The sequence below is a fragment of the Sphaerochaeta sp. genome, assembly GCF_050178175.1.
Classification (GTDB): domain Bacteria; phylum Spirochaetota; class Spirochaetia; order Sphaerochaetales; family Sphaerochaetaceae; genus Sphaerochaeta.
In genome coordinates this window covers 1-24128 of sequence record NZ_JBFXGH010000003.1, presented here as the reverse complement: position 1 = coordinate 24128, position 24128 = coordinate 1, and the positions used below count along the sequence as shown (strand labels likewise).

The following is a 24128-nucleotide window of genomic DNA, read 5'->3' as shown; positions in this document are numbered from 1 at the left end:
GATTGTCTTTTCAGCCTCTTTGCTTTACAGTAAGGCATACATGGAGGAAATCGTGAAGACTTTCAAGAAGTTGCTGATAATGGCTTTGCTGATCTGTATGGTGCTTTCAAGCCTTGCGGCTGCTGATGAAGCTGATGATATTCTTCTCTCTGATGTACCCATCTCCTATGGGGATGAAATGTTCAGGGAGCGGATACTTGCACGTACCCAAGGAGAACGCTCTCCTGTCGGGCTCGTACTAAGCGGTGGTTCAGCACGAGCTTTTGCCCATATCGGGGTTCTGAAGTACCTGGAGGAGCAGGATATTGTCCCTGATTTCATCATAAGCAATTCAATGGGCAGCATTGTAGGGCTCCTCTATGCAGCAGGGCTTTCCCCTGACCAGATCCTTGAAAGCGTAACCTCGGTTAATCTCCAGAGCATGTTCGACCTTACCCTCCCTGTGAGCGGTGGGATGCTTGATTCCTCCCGTTTCCTGGCGAAGGTTGCCTCGATTGTTGGCTCCGACCTTCAGCTCGAAACGCTTCCCATACCCATCATTGTGGTGACAGAGGACCTTGTGACCAAGCGACAGGTTACCATCAGTGAAGGCGATTTCTTCACTGTCCTGCAGGCAAGCTATGCCCTCCCCGTGTATTTCCCTCCTGTTGAATACCGGGGGCACCTATTGATAGATGGGGGTATTACCAATCTCGCCCCTGTTGATTTGGCATACACGTATGCTGATTCTGTCATCGTCTCAACAACCTTCTATGATATGGATACCCTGAATCTTAAGAATCCTCTGACCGTGCTCAATGTTTCCATCGATATTGGGAAGAGAAGAAGGGGGGTGGAAGAGCTCAAGCAGGCCCTCCCAGATGTTGTCTGGATTCGTTGTGCCGTAGAGGATGTCTCGTTCATGGAATTCGACCGCGTAGAATACCTGGTCGAGCAAGGGTATCGCTCCGCTAGTGAACACCAGGAGCAATTGTCCACCTTGCATAAGAATTCGGTTTCCCTTGAACTCTCGGAAAAACGCAATGACTTGGCGTTGAAGATGGAAGAGAGCTCCAACCTCTATAATCTTTACAAACATGTGCCCTTGAATATTCCTTCCAAGCTGTTTGGATTGGGCTTGGATAGTGATTACCTCAAGGCTGATCCTTCTGTGCTCAAGGATGATTCCACCATCGGTTTGAAGTTCATCTACAGGAAGGATGATATCTCGGTAAGCGTCAATCCTGGATACTCCTTCGACTTCCGCAGCAATGACCGGTTTTCTACTGCCCCAGCAATTCGCGCACAGTTTGATTACACCTTCCTCAAGTATTTACGTCTCTCCCTCTACAGCTCCTTTATGTTCGATATTGCAAACGTGGCACCAATCATTTCCAGTGGTGTTGACCTGGAGGGAAGGATCTTCGCCTTTGATCAAAAACTGGGAATCAGCTTGCTGCAATCCTATGAGCAGATAAACAACTTTGAGGATAGTGACCATGTCGATTTCTTTGACGGTCATACCTTCCTTTACTCTATCATCGCAAAGGGGAGTCTGTATCCGGCGAATGGTGGCCTATGGGCATTCAACGATTCATCACTCTCTCTCTCCTTCCAGATGTTGGGAGATTTCTCAAAAGTACGCTCGTTTGTTGCTACTCGAGGAACAACAGAGATTCTTAACCAGAACCTCGACCTGTTTGCCACAGTCAATGCCTTTGGGCGATTTGCACTGGATGGACAGGGGGATGTTCCCTTCTTTTTCTCGGATGGGTTCAGAACCACTGACTCCCAGATCAAGAGCCAGGGCCATGACCTGACAGTCAGCAGCAATCCAGCGAATCATCTGGTGGGATTGGGGATGTCGATAGGGTACCGGCCGAGTGGATTAGCTCCCACGATGGCAGAGATGTTCATCTTCAACAACAGTTCTGTTGCCATCTATACGGATTTGCTCTGGAACCGGAATACCTTTGTTCCCTATCTCTCCCTTGGCTTGCAACTGCACACTGACATCTCCCTGTTGGGAATCCGTTCACTGCCGTTGACCATCTACGGAGGTTGGGACCAGAAGGTAAATACCCTGGTCTGGGGCTTCTATTTCAACATGGTATTTTAGTGATCTGTAACATGTAAATCTTTGCTTTTCATTTCTTGGGCCTATCGAACTGATGGACTTTGTTCATGTCAGCTCAGATATCTCGATATCTTCGCTTCCTTGTCCTCTGTCCGCTCCAAGCCCAGTTACAAGTTTGATCACTAGCGTTACTCAAGGTTGTGCTTTCTGATATACTCCAGGTCCTCCTCGGTGAGGTCTGTATTGGGGGTCCTGTCATCGCTCTCAACCAGCACGTTATTCTGCTGTTTGGGGGCGCTTTTCTTCTGTTTTTTAGGTTTTGCGAACCCCTCAAGCACATATCCCTCCTCTGGGGGAAAGTCCTGGTCGATTGATGCAGGCTTTTTCCCCAGTGCCACTGAAGCAGTGTCACTGTCTATCTCCAGTGCGCTTTTCCTTCTGGTCTCTGGATTTTCCAAGCCATCTATCATTTGCTGGATAATTTCCTTGCTGAAACCTGAGGTATTTGCGTAGCGGGCATCCAATGCCTTTTTAAGCAGTTCAATTGCATCACCCACTTGCCCAAAGTGAATTTTTACTTGTGCATGATGTACATAAGGTTCAGGGAAACGGGGACCCTTCTCAATGAGTTCCTGGAACAGTGCATCTGCTTCTTCCCATTTCCCACGAAGGAGAAGCAACCAGCCACGGCTGTCTCTGATGCCCGGGCTGCTTTCTTCCAGCTGTCCTGCCTCTTCAAGCAACTCTTCAGCTTTTTCAAGATCACCGGCAGCCAATGCATAGGTGGTGTAGTTGATGAACAGGTTCTTATCCCGATAACCACCCTCATGGACTTCCCTTACACATTCAATTGCTTTCTCAAGATCCCCATCCATCCAATAGGCCATGCTGACCATGGTCTTCGCAACATTGTCAAGATTTTCATTTCGGCCCTTTTCAGCGTTAAGGTAGTCTTCAATGATCTGCTTGCCTTCCTCTGCATCCCCACGCTGGAGGAACATGCTTGCTGCCGTAATGACAAAGGGTTTCTGCAATCCCGCCTTGATGGCCTTTCGGTAGAGGGGCCAGGCGTACTGCCAGTCATCCTCATTCTTGCTGGTGATCTTGCTGTTTGCCCTGATGTAGTAGATGACGCTTCGCCTGTAGTATAGCAGGGAGCACAGGAAGAGGGCGATCAAGAGGAATTTGCTATACGTAGGGATATCGATTACGGATATGAGTACCACGATCAACAACGTAATCCATAAGCCAAGGTTCTTCTTTCTATTCATAATGTTGGGACCTCCCTTCAACGGTTGTACTCTACACAGAAAGGCAGGTGGTTGCAAGTTCATGATGGTTTGCCGTATGCTGGGCACATGGAAGAGAATGACATTCTGGTACATGCCTGTTGCGGACCTTGCAGTACCGCCAGCATCGAGAGACTGCTTGAGGATGGGTGGAATCCTGTCCTGTACTTTTCAAATAGCAATATTTACCCCCTGGAAGAAGCCCAGAGGCGCTATGAGACTCTGGTGGAGGTGGCTCAAGCCTACTCCTTGGAGGTAATTCATGAACATTACGACCATGAACGTTGGTTGGAGAGTGTAAAAGGCCATGAAGGGGAGAGGGAAGGGGAAACCAGATGCAGCCTCTGTTTCGCTTACAACCTGAGGGAAGCCTCCCTCAAGGCTGAGGAACTGGGTTTCAAGCATTTTACGACTACCTTGACGGTCAGCCGATTCAAGAACAGTAAACGAATATTCAGCATTGGAGAACAATTTCCGGGTTTTGAGCAGATTGATTTCAAGAAGAAAGGTGGTTTTGAAAAGAGTGTCCGCCTAAGCAAGGAGTTGGGGCTCTATCGCCAGCACTATTGCGGGTGTGAGTTCTCGATGCCCAAGGAGTAGGCTTTGCCTAGCTAGGGCCGAAATGTTATACTCTTCTGCCAAGGGGGAGAGCAGCCATGTTTCGAAAATTACTGAAGTTCTTCACGGGCAGACTCTTTATCTCCCTCGTTCTCATCTCCCTCCAGATTGCCATCCTTATCAACATCTTTGGGTTTGCCCAAAATGATGCGCTCTGGATTAAGTTCCTCTCAGGTCTTTCCATCATGATGGCTCTTCTTGTAGTCGTCCGGGATCTCAACCCTGCATATAAGATCGGGTGGATGCTTATTTTCATGACCATTCCTGTCTATGGCGGCTTGTTCTATATCCTCTTCGGTACTCGTGGGCTCAATGCCCGCCTTCGTGCACGAATGGAAAGACTGGAGGAGCTCAACCTACGAGGCATGGCCGGTGGTGCCTATAGCAACCTCCTTCCCATGAAAGCCCTCGCTGCCTATTCAAGAACGCTTGCACGGCAAGCACAGTACATTGCACATATCAGTTCATACCCAGTATGGGGAAATACTGAAGTTGAATACTTTGCAAGTGGAGAGGACTGGATAAAGGATGTTTTGGTAGAATTGAGAAAGGCCAAGAGCTTTATCTTTCTTGAGTTCTTTATCATTGGAGAGGGAGAGGTCTGGGACTCTGTGCTCGCTGTACTCCTTGAGAAACGTATGCAGGGAGTACGTGTCTGTCTCATGTATGATGATGTAGGCTCCATTTTCGATATCCCTTCCCACTACGATCGTAAACTTCGTTCACTTGGGCTTGAGGTAGTTGCCTTCAACCCATTGAAGGCTCACTTGAATAGCCGATCGAACAGCCGCGACCACCGTAAAGTCTTGGTCGTTGATGGCAATGTGGGCTACACCGGTGGGATGAATATTGCCGATGAGTATGCCAACCGAAAAATCAGGTTCGGACATTGGAAAGATACTGCGGTCAAGCTTAGGGGGGATGCTGTTTGGAGTCTCACCCAGATGTTTCTCCAACTCTGGGCTTTCTCTATCGGGCAGCCCATGGATTACTATGCATATCGCCCCACCATAACCTGCAAAACGGATGGATTTGTCCAACCTTTCGCCGATAACCCTTTGGATAATGAGAATGTTGCAGAAAATGCCTATATCCAGATAATCAGCATGGCTAAAAAGTATGTCTGGATCACAACCCCCTATCTCATCCTGGACAATGAGATGCTCACTGCGCTGAAGATTGCCGCCCAAAGTGGCGTTGATGTCCGTATCATCACTCCCCATAAGCCTGATAAATGGTATGTGTTTGCGGTTACCAGGGAAAATTATCGGCCTCTGCTGGAGTCGGGGGTGAAGATTTATGAGTACATACCAGGGTTCCTGCATGCCAAGATGTTCGTAAGTGATGACCGGGTTGCCATTATTGGAACGATCAACATGGATTATCGCTCATTCTACTTGCACTTTGAGAACGGGGTGGCGTTTTATGGCTCTTCCGTCGTACAGAAAGTGCATGATGATATACGAAAGACCCTGGATGTCAGTAGAATAATCACCCTGGATTTTGTAAAGAACCGCTCATGGATCAAGAAGCTTACCGGGATGGTCCTGAAACTGGCTGCCCCGTTGTTATAGGAGGAAAGATGCGATTTCTCAATTATGGTTCTGTCAATATTGATTTGATTTTCACGGTAGACCACATTGTAAAAGGCGGGGAGACACTGCAGAGCACGTCTCTCACCAAAAGTGCCGGGGGCAAGGGTGCAAACCAGAGTGCTGCCCTTGCTAAAGCTGGTGCTGAGGTTTTTCATGCAGGAAAGATTGGGGAGGATGGCGCATTCCTGTTGGAGTTGCTCTCAAGCTATGGGGTCGATACTTCTCTCATCCATCGGTATGAAGGGGCGACAGGACAGGCGTTGATACAGCTGGATAGCAATAAACAGAATGCAATCATCCTCTACGGAGGAGGGAACACTGCCATTACCATCGATGAGATTGATAAAGCGCTCAAGCAATTTTCCTCAGGTGATATGCTGGTTCTCCAGAACGAGATTGTCCACAATGGGCACCTGATCCGTGAAGCGAAGAAAAGGGGGATGAAGGTTTGCATGAATCTGGCGCCCTATGACCAAAGTGTACGCAATCTTCCTCTGTCACTTCTGGATCTTCTGGTAGTAAATGAGATCGAAGGGGCCAACCTTGCCGATCTTCCAGAGGGCAGTGCTTTTTCCGATATTCTGGAACAGCTTGTTAAGAATTATCCTGAGAGCGAAATTCTCCTGACTATTGGGAAGGAGGGCTGTCTCTACGGTTACAAGGATCAGAGGATCAGTGAGGGAATCTACGACACTCCGGTTGTTGATACCACTGCAGCAGGTGATACCTTCATCGGATACTATCTGGCTTCGCTCTCACGTGGACTCTCCATAGGGGAGTGTTTGCGTGCAGCCAGCAAAGCGGCTGGGCTTGCTGTCTCTCGCCCAGGGGCAATGGCATCGATCCCTCTGGCGAATGAGGTATTCGACTAGGAATTCACCCATACAATCAGGTAAAGATAGAAGCCAGTGATGTTTCCCTCATCACTGGCTTCAATATTTGCAAGCTTGTCTGTCCGGACGCGCTTCAATCTGTCTTAATTGGCAACCACGAACAACATTCTGTTCGCTCCCTCTTCAGCAACTGAATAGGTGAAGTTGTACGCATTCGATTCAACTTCAAAGTATCCAGACTCATCGGCGGTAAAGGTGTTCCTCTCAGGGATGGAGGCGTGCAACTTGAGTACTGCCGTATCCTGCATGCCGGCAGCAAAAAGAGCAGAAGAGAAGACGGTCATCAAGATGGCTGTCAGTATGATGGCTTTAAGCTTCTTCATCTTCTTACTCCTTTGTAACCGTTGTTACAGTTATATAGTATGTAAGATGTAAGAAGATGTCAATAGAGAATAAAAATAAATTGTTATAATAGAAGAAATTATATATTGTCATATGTTAGAAGAAGTAACCTATAACATATACCAATAACATATCACATTACACAAGTTTCATGAGAAAATCTGCGAGAAGTAGTCACTTATGACATGATGAAATCGTCGAATCTGAGAGGGATTGAATAATAATGAAGAAATATTACTTGTGGCACATCCCATGATATGACAAAAGACATGTACAAAGGTACCTGTCACTTCTGACAAGAGGTGCGTGGAAGAAGTTCCGTATCTTCTTCCACACTTACAAGCCGAGAAGTTGCAAATGGGTCTTTCGGTAGGAAGAGGGGCTGCTCCCTGTGGATTGCTTGAAGCGTTTGGAGAAATGGAACTCAGAACAAAACTGCAGTTTCTCTGAAATTTCCTTGATGGATTGGGTTGTGCTGGTAAGTAGTGCACGTGCCACTTCAAGCTGCAGGTTTGAGTAATACCGCATCGGGGTGGTGTTCATGCGTTTCTTGAACAGACGAACAAAATATGAAGGATCGAGTTGCACATGGTCGGCGATCATCTGCAGACTCAGATTGTCAAAGACATGTCGTTGCATATAGCGGATGGCTTTCTCGAGGTGCACATTCTCCCCTTGATTCTCTTCCAGCTTTGTGCCGGCAGCAAGGTTGTACAAGAGGCCGAGCATCTGGTGGCAGGCACTGATGCGTAATTCCTTCAGTTGGCTGAGGCCCTTGTCCCTGACTTCCTCAAAGAAGAAACGCCAGTTTGTTCCCAGCCGAATAGGGTTCATTGTTTCCAGCTTGTTCACCAAATCCTGTTCTTCAGGACAGTTGATCAGGGTGGCATAATAGGTGAGACCAGCCTGGCGGTCGGCCTCGATAGCATGCACAGTTCCCCCAGTGGTTACAAACAATGAGCCTGGTGAGATGGTGTATCGGTTTTGGGCATTGCTGAACGTGCCACTTCCACTGACAAAGTAGTGGACTTCAAATTGTCCAGGCTCGTGATTGTGTACTCGCTGATGCCACAGGAGTTCCTGTTCTTCATGCATTTGGAATACAAAGACCGCATCTAACAGTTCCATAAGTCAATAATACATATGTTTTCACAATCTTGTCTATGGTAATCGTGTCTTTGATGGGTAATGCTATAACAAAGGAGAGGATTTGTATGCAAGTTGTTATAGGAATTGATACTGGCACCCAGAGCACCAAGGTACTCTGTTATGATGCTGAGACAAAGCAAGTCCTGCTGACCGTCAGTGCCTCCCACGAGATGGAGAGCCGGGATGATGGGACACGTGAGCAAGAAGCTGTATGGTATCTGGATGCAATCAGGTCCTGCTTTGCCCAGATAGATCCAAAGATCAAGGAGAAGGCAGTCGCAATCGGCGTCTCTGCACAGCAACATGGGTTTGTTCCCGTTGGAAAGGATGGAGAGGTGCTGGCTCCAGTCAAACTCTGGTGTGATACCTCAACCAAAGCACAGTGTGACGAACTTACGAAGAAACTCGGGGGAGAAGAGAGGGTGTTCGAGCTCCTGGGAAACCAGATTCTTCCCGGCTATACCTTGTCCAAGATCCTTCACTTGAAACAACATCGGCCAGATGCATATGCAAAGCTGGCGCATATCCTTCTTCCCCATGATTACATCAATCTGTATCTGACGGGAGTCTACAGTGCTGAAGCAGGTGATGCTTCCGGTACTGCCTTCTTTGATGTAAAGAACAAGGCATGGAGCAGGGAAGTACTGCTGGCGGTGGATGAGGAGCGTGATCTCTATAGCATGTTGCCGCCGATTACCAAGGCAGGGGATGCAGCTGGCAAGGTACAGGCATCAACGGCAAAGGAGCTTGGCATCCCACAAGGGATTCCTGTCTCCTGTGGTGCAGGGGACAATATGGCGGGAGCCATTGGGACCGGTTGTGTGGGAAAGGGCGATCTTACCATGAGCATGGGTACCAGCGGTACACTGTTCGGATACAGTGATGATTGCATTACCGACCGAAAAGGCAGACTTGCAGCCTTCTGTTCTTCCACCGGTGGGTATCTTCCACTGCTCTGTACCATGAACTGCACCATTACCACAGAGTCGGTGAGACAGCTCTTCGGCTATGATGTCAAGGAACTTGACAGGCTGGCTGAGAAGGCTCCCATTGGCTGTGAGGGGGTGACCATGCTTCCTTTCTTCAACGGAGAGAGAGTGCCTAACCTGCCACACGGAAAGGGAGTGATCGCCGGTCTGGATATGGGGAATATGAAGGTTGAGAACATTGCCCGGGCTGCCTTGGAAAGTTCCATCTATGCCATGAAGGGTGGATTGGATGCATTCAGGGAGCTTGGCTTCATCCCCAAGCGGATCATCCTCACCGGCGGTGGGGCTAAGAGTGCCATCTGGAGACAGATCGCATGTGATGTGATGCAGTTGCCGGTTTCTGTACCAGAAGTCGGAGAGAGTGCTGCCTTTGGAGCAGCTCTCCAGGCATTATGGACCCTCAAGGGAGGGTCGATTGTGGACCTTGCATCAGAGCATGTGCGGTTTGATGATGCAAAGGGTTGTGAACCGAATAAGGAAGCAGGAACGCAGTATGCGAAGGCATACGAGCGTTATCAATCGTATGTTGAGGCGATGACGCCTATATTTCAGTAGGAGGATGTAATGGAATATTTTGTCGGAGATCAGGAATATTTTAAGGGAATCGGAAAGATTGCGTTCGAGGGAAAGGGAAGCAAGAACCCGCTCGCATTCAAGTATTATGATGAGAAGAAGATGATTGGCGGCAAGACAATGGCCGAGCATCTTCGCTTTGCAACTGCCTACTGGCATAGTTTCTGTGCAGATGGTACGGATCCCTTCGGTAGTGCAACGATGGACTTCCCCTTCAGGAAGTCTGACCCGTATGCGAATGCAGTTGCCAAGGCTGATGCAGCTTTCGAGTTCTTCACCAAGCTGGGGACTCCCTTCTATTGTTTCCATGATGTGGATGCTTCTCCCGATAGTGAAGATGCGGTTACCTATGAGCAGACGTTTCACAAGATTGCTGACGAATTGCTCGCAAGGCAGAAAGCAAGTGGCGTGAAATTGCTTTGGAATACCGCAAATGTGTTCACGCATCCCATCTACATGAACGGAGCAGCAACCAACCCTGATTTCAATGTTGTCGCCCGTGCAGCAGTGCAGGTGAAGAACAGTCTGGATGTGAACGTAAAACTCGGTGGGCAGAATTATGTCTTCTGGGGCGGTAGAGAGGGGTACATGAGTCTCTTGAATACCGACATGAAGAGAGAACAGGATCATCTGGCACGATTCCTTACCATGGCACGTGACTATGGTCGAAGTATCGGGTTCAAGGGAACATTCCTGATCGAACCAAAGCCGATGGAACCGACCAAGCACCAGTATGACTATGATGCTGCCACCACAATTGGATTCCTCAAGGAGTATGATCTGGATAAGGATTTCAAGTGCAATATTGAAGCCAACCATGCAACCTTGGCAGGTCACACCTTCGACCATGACCTGTTGGTCGCTGCTAGTCGCGGTATGCTTGGCAGTGTCGATGCAAACCAGGGTGACCCGATCAATGGATGGGATACTGATGAGTTCCCGACCGACGTATATGCTACCACGATGGCGATGTTGGTCATCTTGCGGCATGGTGGACTGGGCAGCGGTGGACTGAACTTTGATGCAAAACGAAGGCGTAACTCCACCGACCTTGAAGATCTCTTCATCGCTCATATCGGTGGTATGGATAGTTTTGCTCTTGGTCTTGAGGTTGCCCACAAAATCATCGATGAAGGATTGTTCGATACTTTCGTCAAGAACCGCTATGCTTCATTTGATGCAGGGGAAGGAAAGAAGTTTGAAGATGGTTCCATGGATCTTGCATCTCTGGCTGCTATCGGTCGCAATGTCCAGATCGAGAAGCGCAGTGGGAAGCAGGAGTACCTGAACAATCTGGTAAACTCCTACCTCTTCGGCTAGGTAACCAGAAGAGAGAGGATGGTGAAGCTGGCAATACTTGCCAAGACTGAGAGAGAAGAGGTAAAGGAAGCAAGCTTTTTCTCGTCAGTCAGCTTTTCAAGAAAAGCTACCGAACTGGTAGAGCTTGGACTGAATACGACGAATACCAGGGTTGTCTTGATGATCTGGTTGAAATCGGTATGAACGATGAAATACCAGGCCATCAGGATACCCAGAGCGTATCGTATGGCCAGTAACCCCAGCGTATACTTGATCCAATTCTTCTCAAAATGAATGTCCAGCATTATCCCGATCATCAACATGGCGATGATCGGGTTTGCTTTTCCTATGGCCACCATCCAGTCTTGGAGAAAGAGAGGCAACCGGATATGTGCGAATGAGAGCGTGATCATAACCAGATAGGTGATGAACGGAACACTCGTGAAGAGTTTCCTTATGATGTCAGTAGTTTCTGGACGCTTTCCCTGGGAGACAGAACTTGCAAGGGAGTAGGTCAATCCTGTGGTCATCAGCGCATTGCCTAGGTCGAACAGGGAGGCTGCAACCAAGGCTTGGGCACCGAAGAGGGATTGGATGAAAGGGAAAGAGAAGTTGCCCACGTTATAGGTCGATCCACTCAGGAGGGCATATGCCTTCAGTGAATTGTTCTGCTTGCACATAAAAAGGTAGGAGAGAGAGGCAAGCAGGATGTTCGCCCCAATTCCATAGGCAACCAACACCAGCAGTGAATAATCCATCGTGAAGGTGTTGAAACTCGCCACGATAGCTGCTGGAAGGGTGATATTCAAGCTGATGCTGGACAGCGTGCTCCCTTCCTTCTCCGTAAACAATCCAATCCGCTTCAGGACCTGGGCCAAGATTATGATGAAGAGAAAGAGAGCAACCTGCGTGAGGGATTGCGTCATGAAGTGTATCCTACTGTCTCACCGTGTTAGATGCAAGCAAGTTAGCGAAGATCTTCGCTCAGGAAGGCGATTTGTTCCTCACTCAAGATCAGGTCACTGCCAGCGAGGGTTTCTGTGATCTGGGCTGTCTTGCTGGATCCAGCAATTGCAATGGTTGGATTTCTCTGGCTTGTCAGATATGCCATCGCTATCGCAGAGGGAGAAACATGCAACTGGGAGGATAGCTTCTCCACCTTGGGTACGAGGGCCAGGTTGATTTCAGTAAGGAATCGGCGCTTTGCCGTATCGCTGAGCGTTTCCGTCTTACCTGCGATAACTTTGGAAAAGAGCCCTTTTGCCTGCGGGGAGAAGCACATGACCGGCATGGATTCCTTCTCATACCATTGTCGCTGTTCCTCAGTCATGCAGACCAAGGTATCATCACCCCAGGTAGCTGGTGTGCAATGGGCAAGACTCCACTGGATCTCACTGATTGAAAATGCTGGCTTTCCGTGTTCTTTTGCCCATGTGTTGGCCTGTGCAATCCTCTCGGTGGTCCAGTTAGATGCTCCCAGGTGTCGAACCAGGTTTTTCCCTACGAGCTCTCCAGCCATGTCGATGATTTCATCGGCTGGCATCTGGGGATTGTCCCGGTGGAAAAACCAGATATCCAGATGGTCTGTCCCCAAGGAGTCAAGGCTTTGGTTGATATCCAACATCATGTCAGCTCTGTTTATCCTGCTTCTATGCATATCTTCCTTGTATGGATGACAGCCCTTTGATGCGACAACCATCCTTTCTCGTGAACCAGTTTCCTGCATCCATTTGCCAAGAACCAATTCACTGCTGGAGAGTGTGCCTGCCTTGCCTTGTCCATAGATGTGGGCAGTGTCAAGGAGAGTCCCCCCTGCGTCTGCAAAAATATCCAACTGCTTCAGTGCAATCTCTTCGCTGATGGACTCGCCGTAATGGTCGCACCCAAGGGCTATTTGTGAGAGCTTCAGGTTGTTAAATTCAAGGTATTTCATTTAGATGTCAATTCCCAGGAATCGCTTTACGAGGATTCCGATCACAAACGATATGGCAGCAACACTGAGACTGATGAGTGCCATTTCCAAGAATCGTTTACCAAAGGGAAGGTCTTTCGCGACTGCAGTATAATAGGTAAAAAACATGATGATGACAATGACAATCACCAGCATGATGAGCAAGGCGGCCACATAGCTATCAAGAAGCAGGTAGGGCAGAACCATGAAGGCTACGGTGAAGAGATAGGCAATGCCTGTGTACATGCTGCTTTTAGCCGCATTCTTTTCCCCGCTGTTCTTCGCAGAGAGATACTCGCTGGATGCCATGGAAAGGGTTGCTGAGATACCGGTAATCAAGCCGGATAGGGCAATGAGGCGGGTGTTCTGCAACGCGAAAGTCAATCCAGCCAGTGTTCCAGAGAGCTCAACAAGTGCATCGCTTAAGCCAAGCACCATGGATCCGATATATTGCAAGCGTTCCTCATCGAGCATTGCAAGCAGTTGTTGTTCGTGTCTGTCCTCATCTTCACTGATCTGTTTTGCCTGGGGTACTTCAGCGATCAGGGAACGGTAGGCCTTGGTGGCTTTGTCCTCTCCTTTTTCCATCTTCTTCAGCACGAAGGTATATCCCAGGATGAGTGCCATGAAGCTGTAGAACCATAGTTTGATTCTATTGATTTTGACTTCCTTGCCAGTCAGTTTCTGCCAGATTTTGGCATGTCTGAGTTCCTCATCGGCAATACCACGTAACACATTGCTGTTATGTTCATCCTTCACCCGGGATGCGAGAAAGCTGTAGATTCGATGCTCGGTCAACTCTCCCTGTTGTAGAAACAGGAGAATGCGCATTGTTTTTTTGCTATAGGTATTCTCACTCACTCTATTGCTCCTTGGCGATAGTATAGCTATCGCAGAATGTTTTGCAAATAGCGTTGCTTGACCGCTTCTGTTTCTCTTTGTAGTATGAAATGAAACGGAGGAGCCATGGATACTGAATATAAGGATTTGATTGAGGTCTTTAGTGCAACTAATAACCCTGAGGATATGGCCAAGTTGTTTGAGGAGATGCTCACTCCAAGTGAGCGGAAGGCGATCTTGCTTCGCTGGAATTTGATGAAGGACCTCTATCAGGGGCTTCCTCAGCGGGAGATTGCTTCCTCATACGGTATCTCCTTGTGTAAGATTACCAGAGGGTCGAAGATCCTGAAGCAAAAGGACTCCTATTGTAGAAAGATTCTCAGTGACCGGTATGATGATCACCTGCATATCTGATCAGTAAAAGGAGTTCCTCAACTCCCTTTGGTGTGATATCATGTACTGAAAGCATCCCTACATGCCAAAAGAAGGCATCCAGAGAGGTTGTACCTTGTCAATTTCAATTTCAGTCATATGTGACGTTTCTTCTACGCTTCTCCCATCTGATGATTATCATGCAATACCTGTGCAGTTTTATAAAGATATCTGTTATACCCCACTTTTCTCTTCTGACCTTCCGGAAGAAACACACATTGGACTTTTTATGGATAATACTTACCTTGTGCCGGGTGAGAAAGAACAAAAATTCTATCATGAAGAGTATATTGCACCAGAAACAGTAAGTGCGTATAGGATTGATAATCCAGATTTATATTGCCAAGTCATAGGGCAAGCAGATGTATTATGCCAGAATTCTTTACGTATTCCCACAAGCCTAAGGGTCCATTTACTAAATGAGTGCAATGTAAATGGTCAGGATTTAGATTGTTTGCTTGCAATGATAAAAGAACACTATCCAGCCTATACAAACCCGGCAACCTACAGTATGGAGAAAAAACTATATCTGCCTTCTATTGTCGCTGTTTTGAAACGATCGTGTTTCGAGGAGTTCATAACGTTTGCAGAGACGGTAATCCAAGCTTTTTTCTCTGAACTGGACCTGTCCAAGCTTTCCAATACAAGGCTACAGTCATTCAAACATCTCTATGTATTGCTATTCCAGGTATATCTTGCATGTTCTCCTTCTCTGGAAGTTAAGCGTTGCGCGACTGTCCAATTCAAACATGTTGAAGTCCCCAAATATCTTTCAGTATGGAAGAATTCTGCAGTTCCTGTTGTGTTTGCCTCGAATGAACGCTTTGCCCCTGCTCTTGGGGTATGTATAACTTCACTGCTCGATAATATTGATAGAAATCGGTCCTATGATATTATTGTACTGGAATCAGATTTATCAGAGGATTCAAAACAGAGGCTTGAACTGACTTGCAAACAGTATCCTCAAGTGCATCTACGATTCTTCAATCCCAGAATCTTAATGGGAAAGAGAGCTCTACAAAAGAATCCGACAGATCATATTACGATAGAGACGTATTACCGATTCCTGATAGCTGACATTCTTCCAGATTATAAAAAAGTACTCTATCTGGATTGTGATACCGTGATTCTGGATGATGTAGGTAAGCTATACGATACGGAAATGCATGGGAATATATTAGCTGCTACACTTGACCCAGAGGTTCCCAGTCTTGCAATGGGTAAGGATCCCAGTATGAAGTCATATTTACAAGATGTTCTGGGATTGCAAGAGGGAGACCCATATTTTCAAGCAGGTGTTTTGGTTATTGATCTGAAAGCAATGCGTTCATTTCATTCTGTAGATCAATGGATTGCATTGGTAGGAGAGCGAAGATACCGATTTAATGATCAAGATTTGTTGAACAAGGAGTGTAGAGGACGCTATCAGCTATTGGATATGCGATGGAACACAGTAGTGGATTGTAACCATACCAGAATGCAAACCATTGAAGATGGTCCATATTCACTTTATGATGCGTATACCCAAGCTCGAAAAGATCCCCATATTGTACATTATGCTGGATTTGAGAAACCTTGGGATGTACTCGATTCTGATTTTGCATATCTTTTCTGGCACTATGCGAAAAGGAGTGAGTTTTTTGAGCAGTTATTGATGATGGTGTTGAACGGTGCTAATGGAAAGAAAGAGTCTATCGTATTACGACTTTTTCCACGTGGGAGTCGGCGACGCCGATTTGCAAAGCAACTATTCTATAAAGCGACTCGCATTTAGTAAGGGAGCGAGGAATTTGGTATATGAAAAATAAGGCTAATAAAGCATTGTTGGTTTTAAAAGTATTAGGAGATACCATTGCTGTTTTGAGCGCTTGGTTGCTTGCGGGTTATTTACGTTTTTATATTCTTCCAGGGGGAAGAATTGCCTCATTCGCCTTGTTCATACAACTTTCTGTACTGGTATGGATCTTCAATATATTTTTTATAAGTAGGAATGACCTTTATATTGAGGAGTTGGAGCATTCATGGCGAAAAGAAACGAGTACTCTGATATTCAGTGCATTTGAAGCTTTCTTGCTTCTCTTGGTTGTACTCTACTTCTTCTTCTCTGAAAAAGTGAGCCGAATTGCCATTGGGCTGTATTTTTTTATTATCGTTATTTTCTTGGTTCTGGAACGGACCATCATTTCTTCCCATATAAAGAAAAGTTACAAGAAAGGAAAGTATACACGACGTATACTCCTTGTTGGTTATGGAGAGAAACTTGAACATTATGAAAGTGCATTGCATAGCAGGCGGATGCACGGTATCAAATTGGTTGGCCAATTCGACGGAGAAGGAGTTGCCATCGGCGGTGCAAGACAAATCAATGCAGGGTTGTTGCGTGAAGCTGTTGCATTGACAAATCCTGATTTGGTAGTGATTGGATATCCAGGAGAAGAGTATAAAAGACAAGAAAAGATGGTAGCACAGGCCTTGGATCTCCTCAATGAAAAAGTAATAATGCTACCAAGTATACCGGAATCGTATATTGGTACACAAATATCTGATTTTAGATGGATACCAATGCTTACTCTCAATGCTGCAGAGATGGGGTTCTTCCAGCGTTTTATGAAACGCACCTTTGATATTGTTTCTTGTAGTGTTGGTATAGTGCTTATTTCCCCAGTATTATTGTTGATTGCGCTATTGATTAAACTTTCTTCACCAGGCCCTATTATTTTCAAGCAAAAACGGATTACGCGAGATGAAGAAGAGTTTACCATGTACAAATTCAGGAGTATGAGAACTGACATCCCTGAAGGGAATGCCCACTGGACAGAAGAGAATGATCCAAGGATTACCAAGATAGGCCGATTTCTCAGGAAAACGAGCTTGGATGAATTGCCCCAGTTGTTTAATGTTATCGGTGGTTCGATGAGTTTGATCGGACCGCGACCTGAAAGGCCTGAATTGGTTGAGAAATTCAATCAGGAGATTCCTGGATATCGAATGCGTCATAGATTCAAGGCAGGGGTTTCTGGATGGGCACAGGTAAATGGTTGGAGAGGGAACACGTCACTGGAACGTAGAATTGAATTTGATTTATACTATATAAGAAATTGGACTATGCTTTTTGATCTAAAGATTGTACTTTTTACTTTCTTTAGAGGATTTGTAAATGAGAATGCGTATTAATGAGGAATTTATGAGAAAGTATTTACTTAGCTTATTTTTGTGTGTATTGGGTTTTTCGTCTTTATTTGCTGCAGAGCAAGAAATTCGTTTGACTTTGCCAGCGTTAACTTCATCCCAGATTCAGGATCTTCTGGACGGAAAAATCATCGATGGTGATACGATCGAAGGAGGCAAGATAACTCAATTTTTTGCAAAAGGAACTGAAGCGTATGATAGGGCTGCCATTGCTGAACAATCAACAAATGGGTTCAGTATTGCTGCAGTAAGTTATATTCCATATGGACCCGAGCTGAAAGCAATGAGCACAGAAGATCGGCAACTGGCGATCTTTAATAAGATTAGAGCAATATCCACACAAGAGGGAATTACCTATATTTCTTGGAGAGCGGGGAATAAGCCAAAAATACTTATCGAGAAATCATCCTACATGGAAGATGGCAAAAATCTGAACAATCTACTCCCAGACCCTGTAGCCACTACTTTCCCATACTCTGTACAGAGCTATGTTTACCAGCGGGATAGTTCCTTTGGCGGTAATCGTTACCTACACACCTATACGAATAGTGACAGGGAAATATTTGTAGAAATCATGAATATCAGTACACTACGGGTATTTGGTATTTTTACAGCTGTTCCAAAAGAACAACTCCACATCAGTATGGGTACATACCAGATGGAGGATGGCTTGTTGCTATGTGCTCTTACAACCATTGAGGATCGTGAGCCAGAAGTAGGTATTTTGGGTATTACTGTAGATCTTCCCTCTGCATTCATGAGAAGAATTAAGGCTCTACAAAACTGGTTTGTTGATCAGCTTGCTACAATAGAAACTAAATAGGATTTATTATGAAAACTATACGTATTGTATCACTAATTGGTGTGTTGTTTTTCACTTTCTCTACAATTAGTGCTGCTGATCAGCTTTCGGTGCCTCTAGATCATCGAGTATATCAAGTATTGGAGAATGCACAGATTCGTGGATTAATCGATAAGCAGATAGCTGTCCGACCCTATAGTGCCAACAAGGTGGTGTCATTGCTTACTGAGATTGCTGAAGAGCAAGAGCAGTTGAGTAAATGGGAAAGGGAGGAAGTGGAACAGCTTCTGGAACAACTTACCCGTACCTATGGCACCGATCCATCTCCCTTAGATGCTGTATTCTCAACTGGTTACTTCAGGACATATGATGAAGCAACAAAACTTGGTGCTTCCTTGGGTGTTACCCTCCAGACACAGCAGACTGTGGACGTCATTTCGAAGGAGTATGATTCCAGGAACACCATTCTTGCCTATCTGAGAGGTGATCTTGGAGAGCATATTTCCTACAACATGGATTTTGGGCTGAATATTGATAAGCTGAACTCAGAAGTATTCCTTCCCACAGAGTTCACCATCCCAGGAGAAGGTTTCTACATGCAGCTGTTATCCGGTGGATCACAATTGCGTTCCATTCCTGCTGACGCTTTTTATACTGGACTCTCCTTATCACCAGAGCTTGCTGGTTCTTTCTTTGATGGCGCTATTCAACTTCGCTGGGGTTCCATCAAAAGAGATTGGGGTCCCGGTCTCAACAATCTGATGTTGAGTACCGATGCAAGGAGCTTTGACGGGGTTGATATACAAGTAGATTTTGCTCCATGGTTACATTATTCAGTGATCACAGGATCACTGGGAAAATTCTCTCTTGATACCCTTGATGGTAATCCTTTCTTCTCCGATGACTACCAGCAAGATAAGCCGTACTACCGATTTGACAACAATTTCAGCGCCCACCGTGTTGAGCTGGATGTAGGAGAGTCTCTTACTCTCAGTATCTTTGAATCAACCGTATGGCAAAAACGATTTGAAATTGGATACCTCAATCCCCTTGCCATCTACATGTTCCAGCAGAACAACCTTGGTGATATTGATGATGTATTTGCCGGTCTGGACTTCTCCTATACGCTTCCCAACACCGCCAGATTCTATGGAGCAATGGGCATGAATGAGATGAATGTGGTGGGTAATCCCATCACCATGCTTAAGGCACCAAGGAATATGTTTGCCTTCCAAGCAGGTTTTGTTGTTCCCATTCCTGTAGGAAACTTCTCCAGCCTGACTGTTCAATGGACCTACATTGGCCCATTTGTATATACCCACTATCCAATTATGGAGAAGACGGGAGTACTGGATGATTTGAATCCTGGAACAACAACAATAACTGATTTTGAGAATACCTACGAAGTGAAGACAGTCGGTTTTGATAAAATACTCTATAAGAATTATGATTCTGATGATGACTATGATTGGAAAATTGATGTCTTAAATGAATATGATGAGTATACCTCTCCAGACGGCCGTACCGTGATTGAGAAAGAATCCGATGGTTTGTATCATATCTACGAAACCTCCAGCGAAACGGCCTATGTGAACAAGGGAGAGAATCTTGGCTATCCGCTTGATCCCAACAGCCAGGAGTTCCTGGTCCAGCTGGATCTTGGTCTTCCGAAGGGTTGGACCGCCCAGCTGCAGACAAAGTACCAGGTGCGTAGTGGCCAGTATGGGTTCATGATAGAACAGTACATGAATTATAGTGATGATGATAACTATCAGGAGAAGAATTTCTGGGATAATGAATTCAAGCGGACGCTCTCCATGCAGATGAAAGCATCTAAGAAATTCTCTGAAATGCCAATTGAACTTACCGCTGGCTATCGTTTTACGGTAGTATGGGAGAAGCCTGTCACTTCTGGAGATATACCATATGATGGAAGGGGTGTTACGTTCGGTCCATGGAATGACCCCACCTTTGATCATATAGTCCAGATCGGCGCAAAAGTGTTTTTCTAGATGATAGGAGGAGGTTTCTCTGATGACTTTTCAAAAAGGGGTATGCTCGGTAATTATACCAGCATTTAACTGTGAAGACACCCTCAGGGAAACTGTTCAATCAGCTCTTGCACAGACCTATTCATCTCTTGAGATACTCATTGTAGATGATGCATCCAGGGACCAGACCGCCAAGGTGATGAAGGAGTTGGCAGAGGAGGACTCTCGTATTCGTGTGTTCTTTCTCTCCCAGAATGGAGGCGTGGCACAGGCACGCAACGTTCTCTTTCAGCACGTGAAGGGAGAGTACACAGCCTTTCTCGATGGTGATGATGTTTGGAAGAGTGATAAGTTGGAAAAACAGATTCAGCTGTTGGAGTCTGAGAAGTGTGATCTGGCCTATTCAAGCTACTCCTTCATCGATGGAGAAGGGAATGACATTGGACATGATAAGATAGTTCCAATGCACTGTTCTTTCAAAGCATTGTTGAAGGAGAACTATGTGCTTCCTTCTACTGTGGTAATGCGTTCGACTTGGTTGCAGGACCGGGCCATGGATGGGACATATAGCCATGAGGACTTTGTATTCTGGCTAGGATTGCTACAGGATGGGGCTATCGCAAGAGGGTGTGTTGAATCCTTGGTCTTCTATCGGCTCTCTGATTCCAATCGATCAGGGGATAAAGTCAAAGCTGCCAAGAACAGGTGGATTGTGTATCGAGATTTCTTGCACTTATCCGTACCTGTTGCAGCTTGGTATTTTTTGCAATACACACTCAATGGACTACGGAAATATCGTGGAATATAAAAATCATGAGCAGAGAGGAGGATTTAGCATGCCAAAAAGACTAGTGCTCGCTCTACTAATGCTTTTGCTCTGCTTATCAGTGGGCCTTGCAAGTCCTTCGGACGTTTTCCCTCTTTCTCATTCTGCTCACCAACAGCTGTCTACGCTCTATCTTAGCCAGGGGCTTGCTCTTCCCTCAACAGCTCTTCCGTATACCAGAGCAGAACTAACATTTTTGCTGTCTCGTATCAATATTGAAGATCTTTCCTTGGTTGAAAACCAGATTTATGAATTATTGGCCGAGGAAGCCACAAGGGAAATGCCGGCATTCTCCATTGGTTCTGAGATTTCCTATGAAACCTATATCCACAGCAACACGAATGATTTTACCACAGAAGATGACTGGGTGTATTCCTATCAGCAAAGAAAGCCTTTGCTAACAGTCCCAATTGAGATCTCGCTAGGTGCAGTTACTGGGGCAATTGATTTTACACTGGTAAGCAGGAATGTGGGAGATGCCGATTCGATTGCTCTGTTATACGGCAAAAGGAATCTCAGTTCAAACATCCCTTATGATTTTTCTACTGGGGAACAATATTTGGATTCAAATATCCCATACCGTGCTTTCCTCGCTTCAGGTGGAGCAAATTGGGTAGTACAGGTAGGAAGGGACCGCCTCTCATGGGGACCTGGAGTTAGTGGGAATTTCGTAATCGGAGACCAACTTCAATACCATAACATGGCAAGGCTTTCTACCTATAAAGATTCCTTCAAGTACTCCTTTCTGGTTTCCTTTTTCCCTCATCCAAATGAGATCTATGATACCAGTCTTCCTGACAGTCAGGCGCGACCAATAACCGGGCTTAAGATGTTCATGGCCCACCGTTTTGAGTGGCGTCTCTTCTCCGACCGCGTCAATCTGGTACTCAGTGAGGGTATCATGTATCAAGACGGGGGAGGGAATTTGGACCTGCGCATCGTGAATCCCATGATGCTCTATCATAACTACTACCTACGTAGTCAAGCCAATTCCCTGGCCTCTCTGGAACTGGATTATACATTCCAAAAAGGGTTGAATATATATACGCAATTTGCCGTTGATGAACTGGCCTTCGGAGGTACAGAGTGGAACCTTGAAAGTGGTAGGCACCCTAACGGCCTGGCAATTATGCTTGGAGGAAGAATGGAGAAACCACTGAGAAACGGTGTTCTGCGAGGGCACCTGGAAGGTGTGTATACTGACCCTTATCTCTACCTAAGAAGTCTGGACGGTAACACGAGCCAAAGTAACGATTCAGCAGATAGTCTGAACTATGTAGTAGGGCTCCGTAAATGGTATTCTGACCATATTGAGTATGATCAAACCTATCTTGGATACCGATACGGGGGAGATGCAATCGTTTTAAGTACCTCCCTCGGGTATTATATTCCTAACTCATGGTATATTCGAGGGCGCTTTTTCGGTATGCTTCATGGAGAGAAGAGTGTAGAAAATCCATGGAAACTCGATGACATTGAACCAGCTCCTTCCGGCATTACGAGTACGTATGTCCAGCTTGGGGTTTCTGCTGGAACCTTCTTAGGAGCATGGAATGTATATGGTTCTTTCGATTTTTTATCAACAGCAAATAATGCTGATTATGACTTTGATTTTCAGCTAGTATTTGGAGCTACTTACTCATGGGAATGATGCGTCTAATCTGTGCATTTTGATTGGGTAAGTCAACTTTTTGGTGGTTTTATTGATCAGTTTGCATTTTCTTAATTAAGTGTTGTAATACATAAATTAGTAATAGATTTACCTCATTTTTGATACCAATCTGCTAGGATTATCACTATACTGCCGTTTTTCCTGTTACTTCCTTGCCTGAGTTCTGTTTACTACGTGTTGACACTGACCAGTAAAGCAACTAATCTTGTCAATAAGCATGAGTTTCTCGGGGAAATTGAGGTGGTATGAATATATTGAAGAAACAGGCACTCTTGGTATGCCTTTTTGTATTGCTTTTTATCGGGAGCCTTGCTGCTGAATCCAATACTTTGTTGACATCTGAAGATATTACTGGCTATGCAATACAATCGTATAAGTTTGAGGTTTCTGGCAAGACTACACAGTTTGCCTTACGGAGTGCCATTATTCCTGCTGATGGGGACCCTGTCTGGAAAACAGAAGATGCGTTCCTGAAGGCCCTGAATGCAAAACGCCAGACACTGGTCAATAAGCAACTCTTCTTGAACGTTGAATATGAATACTCCTTCACTTCTTTCTCTGATGGTATTGCCTACTATACCGTCACATTCTTTATTGAAGATTCCAACACCTTTATAGTTCTGCCTTACCCGAAGTTTGACAATGATGAGACCGGTTTTCTTTTTGGGGTAAAAGCGAAGGATACGAACCTGCTTGGGACCTTTGGTTTACTCAACCTTACTGCTTATACCGCACAGAATGATGGAACACTGGAAAGTTGGGATGATCGCGAGGACCATCTGGAATTTGACGTAACAGGGGTTGGTATCGGTGAGACGAACCTGAGTCTCAATTTCCTCTATGAACGGCAGAAAACAAGCAACCCGGATGGAAAGATTGAATATGACATCAATTGGACCGGCATTCGTCTCATGAAGACAAAGCTGGCGTTCTCTTTTGATGGGGTCATCGATCCCAGCGCCACCACCCAGCAGTTCAATTACGATATCAACTGGACAGGCCTGGAGCTGTTTGGTACGAGACTGAATCTAAAAACGTGGGCAGAGTATGCTCCTTCCAGTGGTTTTGAGCAGATGAATCCCAAAATCCAAGGTTTCAGCTGGACCTATGGGCCCTTCATGCAGAACGAGGGACGGTATACCTTGAGTAACCTTCTTGAGTGGAATACCGGTCTCACCAATCTCAAGACAGAAACCAACCTCATTCAGCATGACTTGAAACTCTTCACAAGACCTCTTTCCTTCAAGATTTATCTCCTTACCAACAAGAAAGTAGCGGATGAGAATCTGCATGATGCAACCCTCTCCACCACACTCGGAACGAACTTCAAGCTTCCCTTCATCGGTTGGAGATGGTCTACCTCGTTCACCCCGGGAGTTGAGTATCTGTATGGAAGGGAATCCTTGGATCAGTACCTGGAATACACCAATACGATCAGCAACGGAGGACGGGTCAATTACCTCTCCAGCAAGGATAAATACCGTGAAGGGCTTATATTCAACTTCAAGCACGTCTATCGTGATTACCAGAGTGAAGAGATTGCATCCAAGAGTTACTGGTATGTAGAGAGCAATATCACCTGGTTCCCCTTTGTGGTATGGCGGTTCAATCCACACCTCCGA

20 protein-coding genes are annotated in these 24128 nt (G+C 45.9%); 14 read left to right on the top strand and 6 right to left on the bottom strand.

The features are described 5' to 3' along the window. Positions 1-52 precede the first annotated feature (52 nt). On the top strand, positions 53-2098 hold the full coding sequence (locus AB7S66_RS00740; RefSeq protein ID WP_428517470.1) for a patatin-like phospholipase family protein: 2046 nt from the start codon (positions 53-55) through the stop codon (positions 2096-2098). 146 nt (positions 2099-2244) lie between these two features. On the opposite strand, the gene AB7S66_RS00735 is transcribed toward AB7S66_RS00740, so the two are convergent. Then, positions 2245-3327, bottom strand: a complete 1083-nt coding sequence (locus AB7S66_RS00735; protein ID WP_428517469.1) for a tetratricopeptide repeat protein — start codon at positions 3325-3327, stop codon at positions 2245-2247. Positions 3328-3414: 87 nt separating this feature from the next. Here AB7S66_RS00735 and AB7S66_RS00730 point away from each other — a divergent pair, with 87 nt between their 5' ends. From AB7S66_RS00730 to AB7S66_RS00720, 3 genes are read left to right on the top strand one after another with little or no spacing between them, the layout of a single operon-like run. After that, positions 3415-3945, top strand: coding sequence for an epoxyqueuosine reductase QueH (locus AB7S66_RS00730; protein ID WP_428517468.1), 531 nt, complete (start codon positions 3415-3417; stop codon positions 3943-3945). A 56-nt stretch (positions 3946-4001) separates the two neighbouring features. Then, the gene (cls, locus tag AB7S66_RS00725; RefSeq protein WP_428517467.1) at positions 4002-5537 is read left to right on the top strand and encodes a cardiolipin synthase; all 1536 of its coding nucleotides are present in this window, start codon (positions 4002-4004) and stop codon (positions 5535-5537) included. 8 nt (positions 5538-5545) lie between these two features. After that, positions 5546-6430, top strand: coding sequence for a ribokinase (locus tag AB7S66_RS00720; protein ID WP_428517466.1), 885 nt, complete (start codon positions 5546-5548; stop codon positions 6428-6430). Between the two features lie 104 nt (positions 6431-6534). Here AB7S66_RS00720 and AB7S66_RS00715 read toward each other — a convergent pair whose 3' ends face one another. Further along, complete coding sequence (locus AB7S66_RS00715) at positions 6535-6774, bottom strand: hypothetical protein (protein ID WP_428517465.1); 240 nt, start codon at positions 6772-6774, stop codon at positions 6535-6537. Between the two features lie 355 nt (positions 6775-7129). Beyond that, positions 7130-7921: an AraC family transcriptional regulator gene (locus AB7S66_RS00710; protein WP_428517464.1), complete on the bottom strand. Its 792-nt coding sequence runs from the start codon at positions 7919-7921 to the stop codon at positions 7130-7132. 86 nt (positions 7922-8007) lie between these two features. Here AB7S66_RS00710 and xylB point away from each other — a divergent pair, with 86 nt between their 5' ends. Both xylB and xylA read left to right on the top strand, forming a co-directional pair. Then, positions 8008-9486: a xylulokinase gene (xylB, locus tag AB7S66_RS00705; protein ID WP_428517463.1), complete on the top strand. Its 1479-nt coding sequence runs from the start codon at positions 8008-8010 to the stop codon at positions 9484-9486. Between the two features lie 9 nt (positions 9487-9495). Continuing rightward, the gene (xylA, locus tag AB7S66_RS00700; RefSeq protein ID WP_428517462.1) at positions 9496-10824 is read left to right on the top strand and encodes a xylose isomerase; all 1329 of its coding nucleotides are present in this window, start codon (positions 9496-9498) and stop codon (positions 10822-10824) included. On the opposite strand, the gene AB7S66_RS00695 is transcribed toward xylA, so the two are convergent. Genes AB7S66_RS00695 through AB7S66_RS00685 form a run of 3 tightly spaced genes read right to left on the bottom strand, consistent with a single transcriptional unit; the run spans position 10821 to position 13615 of the window. Next, positions 10821-11729 carry an AEC family transporter gene (locus AB7S66_RS00695; protein ID WP_428517461.1) on the bottom strand — a complete coding sequence of 303 codons (909 nt, stop codon included), beginning with the start codon at positions 11727-11729 and terminating at the stop codon, positions 10821-10823. The genes xylA and AB7S66_RS00695 overlap by 4 nt on opposite strands. 41 nt (positions 11730-11770) lie before the next feature. Then, positions 11771-12736, bottom strand: a complete 966-nt coding sequence (locus tag AB7S66_RS00690; protein ID WP_428517460.1) for an aldo/keto reductase — start codon at positions 12734-12736, stop codon at positions 11771-11773. Then, positions 12737-13615 carry a VIT1/CCC1 transporter family protein gene (locus AB7S66_RS00685; RefSeq protein WP_428517459.1) on the bottom strand — a complete coding sequence of 293 codons (879 nt, stop codon included), beginning with the start codon at positions 13613-13615 and terminating at the stop codon, positions 12737-12739. Between the two features lie 105 nt (positions 13616-13720). On the opposite strand from AB7S66_RS00685, the gene AB7S66_RS00680 reads away from it, so the two are divergent. The 8 genes from AB7S66_RS00680 to AB7S66_RS00645 all read left to right on the top strand — a co-directional run. Beyond that, positions 13721-14008, top strand: a complete 288-nt coding sequence (locus AB7S66_RS00680) for a Trp family transcriptional regulator (protein ID WP_428517458.1) — start codon at positions 13721-13723, stop codon at positions 14006-14008. Positions 14009-14069: 61 nt separating this feature from the next. Further along, complete coding sequence (locus tag AB7S66_RS00675) at positions 14070-15800, top strand: glycosyltransferase family 8 protein (RefSeq protein ID WP_428517457.1); 1731 nt, start codon at positions 14070-14072, stop codon at positions 15798-15800. A 23-nt stretch (positions 15801-15823) separates the two neighbouring features. Further along, positions 15824-17200, top strand: coding sequence for an undecaprenyl-phosphate glucose phosphotransferase (locus AB7S66_RS00670; RefSeq protein WP_428517456.1), 1377 nt, complete (start codon positions 15824-15826; stop codon positions 17198-17200). Next, positions 17184-18038, top strand: a complete 855-nt coding sequence (locus tag AB7S66_RS00665; protein ID WP_428517455.1) for a DUF6675 family protein — start codon at positions 17184-17186, stop codon at positions 18036-18038. The genes AB7S66_RS00670 and AB7S66_RS00665 overlap by 17 nt, the downstream gene beginning before the upstream one ends. An 8-nt stretch (positions 18039-18046) precedes the next feature. Next, complete coding sequence (locus tag AB7S66_RS00660; protein ID WP_428517454.1) at positions 18047-20029, top strand: hypothetical protein; 1983 nt, start codon at positions 18047-18049, stop codon at positions 20027-20029. Between the two features lie 22 nt (positions 20030-20051). Continuing rightward, positions 20052-20816: a glycosyltransferase family 2 protein gene (locus AB7S66_RS00655; protein WP_428517453.1), complete on the top strand. Its 765-nt coding sequence runs from the start codon at positions 20052-20054 to the stop codon at positions 20814-20816. Positions 20817-20844: 28 nt separating this feature from the next. After that, positions 20845-22485 (top strand): hypothetical protein, encoded by a 1641-nt coding sequence (locus AB7S66_RS00650; RefSeq protein ID WP_428517452.1) that lies wholly within the window; start codon positions 20845-20847, stop codon positions 22483-22485. A 266-nt stretch (positions 22486-22751) separates the two neighbouring features. Next, on the top strand, positions 22752-24128 hold a 1377-nt coding region (locus AB7S66_RS00645; protein ID WP_428517451.1), incomplete at its 3' end, for a hypothetical protein.